At 59.4% G+C, this 8,751-nt stretch carries 9 protein-coding genes and 5 pseudogenes; 3 read left to right on the top strand and 11 right to left on the bottom strand.

The window, feature by feature from the left end; all coding sequences use genetic code 11:
* The coding region (locus NKH57_RS32610; RefSeq protein ID WP_352950440.1) for a radical SAM family RiPP maturation amino acid epimerase at positions 1-999 on the bottom strand (999 nt) is incomplete at its 3' end.
* Positions 1,000-1,149: 150 nt separating this feature from the next.
* The gene (locus NKH57_RS32605; RefSeq protein WP_352950438.1) at positions 1,150-1,509 is read right to left on the bottom strand and encodes a Nif11-like leader peptide family natural product precursor; all 360 of its coding nucleotides are present in this window, start codon (positions 1,507-1,509) and stop codon (positions 1,150-1,152) included.
* A 428-nt stretch (positions 1,510-1,937) separates the two neighbouring features.
* Between NKH57_RS32605 and NKH57_RS32600 the strand changes: the two genes are divergently transcribed.
* A protein-coding gene (locus NKH57_RS32600; protein WP_352950436.1) for an IS6 family transposase occupies positions 1,938-2,626 on the top strand; the annotation gives its coding sequence in 2 pieces (ribosomal slippage) (positions 1,938-2,106 and positions 2,106-2,626; 690 coding nt in all).
* 178 nt (positions 2,627-2,804) lie between these two features.
* Here NKH57_RS32600 and NKH57_RS32595 read toward each other — a convergent pair.
* On the bottom strand, positions 2,805-3,161 hold the full coding sequence (locus NKH57_RS32595; RefSeq protein WP_352606081.1) for a hypothetical protein: 357 nt from the start codon (positions 3,159-3,161) through the stop codon (positions 2,805-2,807).
* Positions 3,133-3,387, bottom strand: coding sequence for a hypothetical protein (locus NKH57_RS32590; RefSeq protein WP_352606083.1), 255 nt, complete (start codon positions 3,385-3,387; stop codon positions 3,133-3,135). Before NKH57_RS32590 ends, NKH57_RS32595 begins: the two co-directional genes overlap by 29 nt.
* Positions 3,388-3,737: 350 nt before the next feature.
* On the opposite strand from NKH57_RS32590, the gene NKH57_RS32585 reads away from it, so the two are divergent.
* A complete protein-coding gene (locus NKH57_RS32585) occupies positions 3,738-3,974 on the top strand; it encodes a ribbon-helix-helix domain-containing protein (protein WP_352606085.1) in 237 nt (78 codons plus the stop codon).
* An 80-nt stretch (positions 3,975-4,054) separates the two neighbouring features.
* Here NKH57_RS32585 and NKH57_RS33955 read toward each other — a convergent pair.
* Positions 4,055-4,193: pseudogene (locus tag NKH57_RS33955) on the bottom strand (IS6 family transposase); the annotation flags it as partial.
* Between the two features lie 203 nt (positions 4,194-4,396).
* Here NKH57_RS33955 and NKH57_RS32580 point away from each other — a divergent pair.
* A complete protein-coding gene (locus tag NKH57_RS32580) occupies positions 4,397-4,768 on the top strand; it encodes a hypothetical protein (protein ID WP_352950433.1) in 372 nt (123 codons plus the stop codon).
* Positions 4,769-4,806: 38 nt separating this feature from the next.
* Here NKH57_RS32580 and NKH57_RS33950 read toward each other — a convergent pair.
* From NKH57_RS33950 to NKH57_RS32550, 6 genes and pseudogenes are all read right to left on the bottom strand, one after another.
* Positions 4,807-5,234: pseudogene (locus NKH57_RS33950) on the bottom strand (IS110 family transposase); the annotation flags it as partial.
* A gap of 65 nt (positions 5,235-5,299) precedes the next feature.
* On the bottom strand, positions 5,300-6,040 hold the full coding sequence (locus tag NKH57_RS32570) for a molybdopterin molybdotransferase MoeA (RefSeq protein WP_352950429.1): 741 nt from the start codon (positions 6,038-6,040) through the stop codon (positions 5,300-5,302).
* A 2-nt stretch (positions 6,041-6,042) separates the two neighbouring features.
* A pseudogene (locus NKH57_RS32565) lies at positions 6,043-6,563 on the bottom strand (MoeA family protein).
* Between the two features lie 61 nt (positions 6,564-6,624).
* Positions 6,625-6,975: a c-type cytochrome gene (locus tag NKH57_RS32560; protein ID WP_352698298.1), complete on the bottom strand. Its 351-nt coding sequence runs from the start codon at positions 6,973-6,975 to the stop codon at positions 6,625-6,627.
* A gap of 496 nt (positions 6,976-7,471) precedes the next feature.
* Positions 7,472-8,265: pseudogene (locus NKH57_RS32555) on the bottom strand (SMP-30/gluconolactonase/LRE family protein).
* Positions 8,266-8,511: 246 nt separating this feature from the next.
* A pseudogene (locus NKH57_RS32550) lies at positions 8,512-8,751 on the bottom strand (radical SAM family RiPP maturation amino acid epimerase); the annotation flags it as partial.

The following is an 8,751-nucleotide window of genomic DNA, read 5'->3' as shown; positions in this document are numbered from 1 at the left end:
GGAAACACAGGCGATCGTCGTGTGATCGCGCTCGAGCAACTCGATTGCATCGTCGTTGTTGGCTGCCCTGAGTTTTTCCTTTCGCGCGCGCGCGCGCCCGGCGAAAGCCTTTGCGGTTAGCGCCTCCTTGCCCTGGAGGATGAGTTCGACCCCCATCAGGTCCTCGGGCGAAAACGCCGCGTGAATCTGATTGAGGTGGTTCGTGCTTAGCACGGAGAAACGATTCGTCACGCCACCGTAACGTTTGAACAGTTCGAGCACGCGCCTGGTGAGCGCCTGATCCTTGAGCGGGGCCGCCGTGGTCGTTTGTGGCAATGCGCCCGTAATTTCATAGTAGTCGAACAGAAAGCGGTCGTAGTCCGGATTATCGATCGGATCTGTGGCCCAGTAGCAGAAACCAGTGCGGGCTGCCGAACCAAACATCTCGCTCGCGACACCGACCACGCCGCGCCAAAGCTCGGCATGCTCCTCGCTATACTCATAATAGCCCTTGAACCGGTCGGCCGACAAGCCGCAGAACCAGCAACCGACGGTGCAGCCTTCACTCAGCTCGAAAGCGATGACCGGGTGCGTGACCGACGGTGCCGATCCGCCCAATTCGCCGTTGCAGCGGCGGATTTGGCGCTCTCGCCACGCATGGAAGCGGGGGTTGACCATCGACATTTCGCCCTCGGCGCGCAGCATGTCGCGATGGCGCAACATCTCGCGGATATACTCGTCCCACATCACAGCCAGCGGCCACGACGCACATTCCGGCTCGAAGCGGTATTTCAGGTAGCTATTGCGCCAGAGCGGCAGCATCTCCATCGGGTCAACTTCGATGCCGTAGCGCTCAGTGACCGTTCGAGGGTTGTCGCCGTTCTCCGAAAGCGCGGTGCGGAACGCCATGTCGCCGACCAAGCGCTCCAGGAAGCGCTTGATGTGTGCTAGCGTACGAAGTTGTCCGGGAGTGCGTCGGTCAAAGATCTGTCGGTAGTGTTCGGTTGCAGCGTGCGTCATGACGTTACGGACGGCCTCTTGATGCGGCGTTTCGCAGGCCAGCTGCCAAAAGCGATCCCATGATCGCTTCTCGCGAGTGGCCTGATTTTAAGTTTTCTTCACACGTCTCATCGAGCACGGGTGGATGCGCTCAGACTCTAAAGTGAGCGGTTAGATCAGGACCGCAGCGACGACTACAACGGCTTCGGCTGCCTCTGCGACAGTCGTAGCTGCTTCCGCTGCCTCCACAGCGGTGGTAACGACCGCAGCGGTCTGCACAACCTTGGTCGAGGTCGCAACGTTGGGATCATGCTTGCCGCCGAAAATCGCATCGAGTTGCTTGTCGGTTAACTCGCGTGGGCTTCGCGATTGAATGTAACTCTTAGCCTCATCGAGCGTGAAATTGTAGCCGTGGCTCTTTGCTATAGCCACAATCGATGCGAGACCCGTAGCATTCGGTTTTACCTTTTCGAGCAGATTACCGTCTTTCGCCAGATCGTCGACGAATCGTTCTACCTCAGCTTGCGACATCGTTACCTTCCTGCCTCGGCACGCTGCGCCTGCAGCTCTTAGCCGAAATCTTCAGTTGCGCCGAGCAATTCAGTAATTCTGGACCAATTGCCATCGTCATCTCCGTTGGTTCTGGAGAGACCGTCACAACGGCTTCCCACAATGACTATGCAAGCGACGTACCATCCTGAGGACGTAGCTCCGCTGATACTCAATTCGGGCCGGCGCACCTTTGCGTCGCGCTTCTGCTGGCTGGGTACCGTTCGCTTCTGTTCGATAGGTGACAATTTGGTCGACAGTATTGTTTGCTCGGGATCGAGACACCACTTGGTCGGCAGCTCGGTACGTCGGTTTACGTCAGCGAAATACCCGCCTGAGAGGAATGTGTTGCAAAGTTCTTGGTAACCAAGCGCATGGCATTGGGCTCCGGTGTTCCCCGAAGAGTTGAGATGTTCAAAGGCCGCCATTTCGACCAATCCGTGATCTTGCTCTGCATTCGCGGGTGTCTGGCCTACGGACTGAGCCTACGCGATCTTCGAGAAATGATGGCGGAGCGTGGCATTAGTGTCGGTCATTCGACGATCCATCGCTGGGTCGTTCATTTCGCGCCGCTGCTGATGAACGCTTTAACCGGCGCAAGCGCTCCGTGATCGGCAAATGGGATGCGGACGAGACTTACATCAAGGTCCGCGGGCGATGGATGTACCTCTATCGCGCCATCGACAGCATCGAGTTCTGGTTCAGTGAATACCGGGATTTGCCGGCGGCCAAGCGTTTCTTCACAAAAGCGTTGGCACGCCATGGCCGTCCCGATCACATCGTCATCGAGGGCAGTCAGACCAACCGGGAAGCCATTGTTTCCTGCGATGCCACAAGTCGATTGCAGGATTGCTCCCGGCGCTGGTCGAAGCCGATCCGCATCCGCCAAAGCCAATACCGCAATCACCGCATCGAGCAGGATCATCGGCGGATCAAGCGCCGGGTGCGGCCGATGCTCGGTTTCATCGATGCACACCCCGCCGCGGTAACCCTGTCCGGCATCGAGATGGTCCACATGATGCGCAAACGACAGGCGCGGTACGCCTTCAATCCGAACCCGTCTCTCTCCGAGCAGTTCGAAAGCCTCGCTGCCGCATGAGGTTGCCACCACTCTGGCAAATTCTCTGACCAGACAAAACTTGCACACGCCGGGAACGCCCGAGCCATACTACGTGCTGATCGCGATGGGGATTGGTGCTGTGGCCGCCGAGGAATCGATCCGCTTAAGCCTTGGCCGTTCTACGACCCAAATCGATATGGACGAGGCCGCGATTGCCCTAGCGGAGGCGCTCGAAGAGGTCTGGCATAGGCTTGAGTTCTGTAGCTTTCGCCCCTTCCGCATAGGTATAGATGACGTTGACGATGGTGGAGGTGATGTCGGGATATCGCGCGACTAGATGGGCGGCTGCGGCCGTATAGTCACCGGCCGACAGCTTGTCGACAAGGGCGGCGACCTCCCCTTCTGCGTGTCTTGGGATCTCATAGAGGGTGACAGCAAACTCCTCGTTCAGTTCTGGGTCTTGCGGCGGACACCATGCATCCATTTCGGCATAGTGCCGTTCGATCGCCGACGCCGCGTCCGCGCCACGGACCAACGCCCCATAGTCAACCTCTTGGGACATCATCAGGAACATCTTCGTGCTCGTGAGCATCATCAACTCCATCATCATGCGAAAAAGCGGTAGGAGCGAGGGGGCGAACGCCGTTCGCCCCTCCAGGCAGTTCGATCAGGCGGCCATCTTCACGCCCTCCGGGATCGGGGAGTTCGCGGGCGACCTTGGCAGCCTCGGGGTCGTTGACGTCGATGCCGAAAGCTTGATTATAGTTGCGGAGCCCGGCGTCGTGCTCTTCCTCCGTCATGACGTGCCGCGACCATCCAGCAGATCACGTTCGCCGCGCGCGTCCGGGATTCCGAACCGGCGTCGATCGCGCAGCTGACCTTGATGAGTACGCCCTCCCAAAGCAGTGCGTGCATCGCGCCAGTCGTTCTTATTCGCGCGGCTGACCGCCTCAGTGAGTGGCGTGCGGCCCTTTGATCAGTGCTTGCACAAACATTCCTTTATGTCTGCGCCCACGTCAAGTTCTGTTGTGCGACACCATAGTAAATTCATAAATGTTGAAGTGTTGAAATGTCGACAGATCAACACCTTGATTACTTATGTTCCTCTTTTATGTAGAGCTCCCGGGAGTTCTTCTTTCGGTGGTGATGTATGGTCGCAAACAAGCCTCCGTCCCGAAGCGGGCGGCGCCAAATTTCCGGTCATTTCGACCCTGAAGTTGTGAAGGCGCTGAAGCGTCTTGCGCTAGAACGAGATAGCACGCTGCAAGCGCTCCTTGGCGAAGCGATCAATGATTTCCTGTCGAAGAACGCGCTTCCGAGATTGGCCAACGAGACGCCGCTACCGCGTGGTGGGGCGGCTCTGCAACGCAGAGTGACCAAGGGGTGAGGCGCCACGCACGCCAAACTGTCCATCGGGCGATGTCACTTTGTTACAGATGAACGCGTTGAGATCTGCGGCCGCTGATGTCAGCTGACCATGGCCACGGCTTTCCATTGCGCCATTGCAGGCGGTGAATATGGGTAGCCAGAGCGGAGCATTTTGAGCGGGGCAGGACGAAGAGATTGCGCAGAGCCGTGAGAAGATCGAAACGAAGCGTTGCAGTGCTCCTGGCACCGGAAGGCCCCGTAAAGTTAACGGACGGCTGATGAAGATGTGGGTACACGGGCCATGTCAGAAGTTGCTCGTGATCCGCTCTACGGAGACCGCATCTCGACGAAGAGAATCATCCTCTGATCGGCGTGCCCCTGACAATTACCAAGGGTGACAAGCCGCGCACGATCTACCCGCCGATCCGCCTGGTCGACCGCATGCAATCCTATATCAACGAGGTTCGCATGCCGCAGGTCCGGGCGTTGCGGCGCCAGCGGCCGGATTATCGGCCGCGGTCGGCGCTCCTCCTCAATCTTCAGGGAAACGCGGTCAGCAAGACACGATTGACGGCGGTTTTTGCAGAGGCGTTCCGGGGGACCGGTGTGACGGGAACTTTGCATCACCTGTGGCACACATTCGCGATGACCATGCTGGTGCGGTTGCAGCGGCAGGCATTGACCACTTATCAGGTCCGGGCGGCGGAGATCAATGGCGAACTTCGCAACCGGCTGCGGGCGCCTTTCCGACATCCAGAACTGAACGTGCCTCCAATATTCAAGCCCAAAACGCCTCTTCTACGCGCCGCCTGACCCCAGAGAAATTACCGGTCGCACACTCACACGATCTACTGGGCCGGATGGTCGAATTTCTGCGCCGCCAGCCAGCGGGCATGTACTGGGCGCCAATTCTTGCGTCCGCTAAAAACTCGGCCAGGGCGCAGCAGGAACGATAAAAGCTGCTGGCGCTTCTCGCGCAGATCCTCGCCCGATGCAGCCCGCACGCGCACCAGATCGCGCACCGCTTCATGCACCGCGTCGGGAACCCAGATCCCTTCAGTTCCCCGCCCGAAAGTCGCGCCAGGCTGACCGCATCGCGCCGGTGTTCGTCTTGAAGCGCTCGCCCGGGCGCTTGGGAATCAGCGAGGGTGCTACGACATCGCAGCGGTGACCGCCAACTGGCGAGCCCGTAGCCGATCGGGTCATGGCAGAAATAGAGGCGAGAATGCTTCTTGCCTGTCCTTCCTTTGCTGGGGCTCGGCTCGGCACTCCCGAGCAACCCCGTTTGCTATACAGCTGCAAAGACTAAGGGTGGGGCCGCCAATCACACCACGGTCATAATGTCTAGGTCCCAAACGGTTCGTAGCGTAGCGGCATGCTGTTTGTGATTTCGGCGGCCTTAGGCGGCAGGAGTGCGATGCCGTCGGCCAACGCAACGGCCGTCAAATTGGCCGAGGTTCCACGTTCAGGCATCTCCAGCACAGGTTCACCCATTTCGGTGCGGCCGGATATGCGGACGGGCACAAACTCGGTTCGGCCTTGCCGCTTTTTGCAGTTGAAGCCAGCCACCGCCGAAAACCATTGCGGCTGGGTCTCCGCGAGGCCAGCCAGCCTTCGCAAGGCAGGCAGGACAATCTGCCGGAAGGCTATCAGCGCCGCGTTGGGATTGCCTGGCAACCCTGCAAAGACTGTTTTCCTGATCCTTCCGACGTTCAGCGGCTTGCCCGGCCGCATCGCGACGTTGAGGACGCCAAGGTCGGCACCATGGGCCTGAACAGCCACCACCGCATGGTGTTCCTCGCCTGCCGAGACCCCGCCTGTGGTCACCAGGGCATCACAGGACGTGACGGCGCGAGCGACAACGTCTGTGAGGAGACCCAGGCTGTCAGGGACCATGCCGAAGTCGACGATCTCCGCCCAAAGACAACCCGCCAGCAACGAGCTCAGCATGATCTGATTGGAATTGTAAATCTGACCGTATTCGAGGGGCTCGCCCGGTTCTTTTAACTCGGTTCCGGTGGAGAGCAGTCCTATCCGGATCTTTCGAAGCACCTGAACGTTGACGATCCCCACCGCTGCCAACAAGGTTAGATCCTGGCGGACAGGCCCTTGCCCCGCCGTACCAGTTCCGTGCCGGCGCTGACGTCCTCGCCAGCAAAACGGATGTGACGACCACGACGGGGCCGCTTGTCCATCGTGACGGTATCGCTAATTCGCTCGCGGCGCTCTTGCATGACCACGGCATCAAGCCCCACGGGACGGGTGCTCCCGTGAATATCCTGAGTGCAGTTCGTGGGTCGAGGTTCTCAAGAGCGCGCACATCGCCGGCGACCACCCGTTCAGCCAGACGAAATGTCCAAGGCCCTTCCCCGTCGAAATCCGCCGTTCGAACGGCAAACCCGTCCATGGCCGAATTATCGAACGCAGGCAGCGAAATAGGCGAGCATATATCGGCGGCGCAAACCCTCCCTAATGCACCGACGAGCGAGACTGTTTCCCTATATCGAACAGGTTTGGCGAGCGCGATGGCTTTGGCTACCGCCGTCTCGAACGGGATAGCTTCGCCAATCTGCCCGGCAGAACAGTCGGCTTTCAAAACAGGTTTCACGGAGTGACACACGATCGCTCCCTTCTTTGCGTTGTTCTCGACGCGCAAAGGCCAAAGGTTTCTAACCTGACACACTCTTGAGATAGGCGATGACGTTTTTGGCGTCGTCGGGATTCTTGAGGCCAGGGAACCCCATTTTGTTCGCCGGCACTTTCGCCTTGGGATCTGCCAGATATTGCATCAGGTTCGGCTCATCCCATACCAGGCCCGCAGCGCCCACATCCTTCATGGCTTTCGAATAAGAATAGCCAAGGACGGTCCCCGCTGTCCGGCCCACGACGCCTTTCAAGGATGGCCCGACTCTGTTTGCTCCGGTATCAGCGCTGTGGCAGGCGGCGCACTTTTTGAAGACCGCCTTGCCTCCCTCGATATCCTGGGCCCGGGCGACCGGAGGCAGTAACGCCAAAACCATTGTGGCACCGACGAACAGATATTGCACGCAGGAACTCCCCCCTCCTCCCCTTAGACATTGACGGTGGCTAACGTCGACCAGCTTGCTCCAGCGATTCATGCGTTTCTCCCATTTGTCGAAATGTCGTCGAAAACAACTCTGCAACGGTTGTGCCAACCGGAAAGCCGGCGATTTCATTACAAGATGCGAATGGACCCCACCTCCAAGTGCCCACCACGTCCCGAGTTGGACCATGCTGCGCTGCCGAAGGTTCACGAAGTCGAACGGCCCAAGGTCCCGCTCATTCCTAGACCGGGCCTGCGTTGTGAAGTGCTTGACGTGCAAGACAGAGTCCCTTTGGCCCGGAGGGAGAACAGGGTTGGAGCAGCGAGCGCGATCGCCATCAAGGCGACGGATGATTTCAGGAATGTTCTGCGTTGCATCTTGGTACCTCCCTTGGTTTCAAGAAATTGCATGGTCTTTCAAAACTCGGCTTTCGATTGGAGTTGGCGACATGTCACCGGCTGATGTCGCCCGCCACCGGACCAACGCCGGCCGGATGTGTGTTGACATAGATGGCGTAGAGGGATGTCTGCGCGGTGATGTAGAGGCGGTTGCGCTTGGGACCGCCGAAACAGACATTGGAAACGAGCTCGGGAACCAGGATACGGCCGATCAGGGTTCCGTCCGGTGCATGGACACGCACCGAGTCGGCGCTGGAGGCCCAGATGTTGCCGTCGCGATCGACGCGAAAACCATCGAAGAGACCTGCCCCGCATTCGGCGAAGGTATCGCCTGCACGCGCCGACCGGCCGTCGGCGGCAAGGTCATAAATCCTGATCGCGCGCGGCAGGCCGGGCACGTGGCTGGCGCCGCTGTCCGAAACATAGAGGATCGTCTCGTCGGGCGAGAAAGCCAGGCCGTTCGGCTGCACCATATCGGTGATGACGGCGCTCACCTCGCCCGAAACCTCGTCAAACCGGTAGACATGGGAGCCGCCGATCTCCGCTCTGGCGATCTTGCCCTCGTAGTGGCTTTCGATGCCGTAGACCGGGTCGGTGAACCAGATCGTGCCGTCGGATTTGACCACCACGCCATTGGGTGAATTGAACCGCTTGTCGGCAACGCTTTCGACAAGCGTCCGCCATGCTCGCAAGCAACGACGCGGCCTTCGCGGTCGAGCGTGTGGCCGTTCTGATTGTTGCACTGGGTCTCGAAGACACTAACGGAACCATCGCCTTCGTCGTAGCGCAGCAGCCGATCATTCGGGATGTCGGACCACAACGGATGCCTTGCGGCGGGGACGTACACCGGTCCTTCCGCCCAACGGCTGCCGAAATGCCGACCGCCAGGGTGATGACACCAGTTATCGTGCCCCAGACATTGACGCGTCCGGTTTGATCGCTGTCGAGCCAAGAAGAGGCCGCCGACGAGTGCCGGGAGAAGATATTGGATGCGGGTCCGAGAAGCGCTTCGTGATTATCGTCTTGCCCATGCTGCTGTCGCCGGAAGGCACTCGCGTCCTCGCGGATAGATAAGCCAGCGCCATGCGGCCCGTCATCCCACCGCTGTTCGGCCAAGCGAAACGGCGTCGAGGTCCTCTTCGATCACCCCGGCCGCGTATAACTGATCGAGCAGATCGGCGACTGCAACGGTGCTCGCTCCGTCCGTCGCGATCCGCATAATAAGCTCCGAGGCTGTGCAGTTGCCGTACGCGATGAGATCGCCAACGGAGATCGGAGCGACATCATCATCTATCCGGTGTTCAATGTTGCGTGAGCGGAGATGGAAGTGCCG

This window comes from Mesorhizobium sp. M1050, assembly GCF_040318715.1.
Taxonomy (GTDB): Bacteria; Pseudomonadota; Alphaproteobacteria; order Rhizobiales; family Rhizobiaceae; genus Mesorhizobium.
Note: the sequence above shows the minus strand (reverse complement) of the source record. Positions and strands in the feature narration are given on the sequence as shown.

Bases quoted from the DNA above. Each gene is read 5' to 3' on its own strand.
- NKH57_RS32560 (WP_352698298.1), bottom strand. From the start codon at position 6,975: ATGGTTTTGGCGTTACTGCCTCCGGTCGCCCGGGCCCAGGATATCGAG.
- NKH57_RS32595 (WP_352606081.1), bottom strand. From the start codon at position 3,161: ATGTTCCTGATGATGTCCCAAGAGGTTGACTATGGGGCGTTGGTCCGT.
- NKH57_RS32590 (WP_352606083.1), bottom strand. From the start codon at position 3,387: ATGACGGAGGAAGAGCACGACGCCGGGCTCCGCAACTATAATCAAGCT.
- NKH57_RS32580 (WP_352950433.1), top strand. From the start codon at position 4,397: ATGCAATCCTATATCAACGAGGTTCGCATGCCGCAGGTCCGGGCGTTG.
- NKH57_RS32605 (WP_352950438.1), bottom strand. From the start codon at position 1,509: ATGTCGCAAGCTGAGGTAGAACGATTCGTCGACGATCTGGCGAAAGAC.
- NKH57_RS32585 (WP_352606085.1), top strand. From the start codon at position 3,738: ATGGTCGCAAACAAGCCTCCGTCCCGAAGCGGGCGGCGCCAAATTTCC.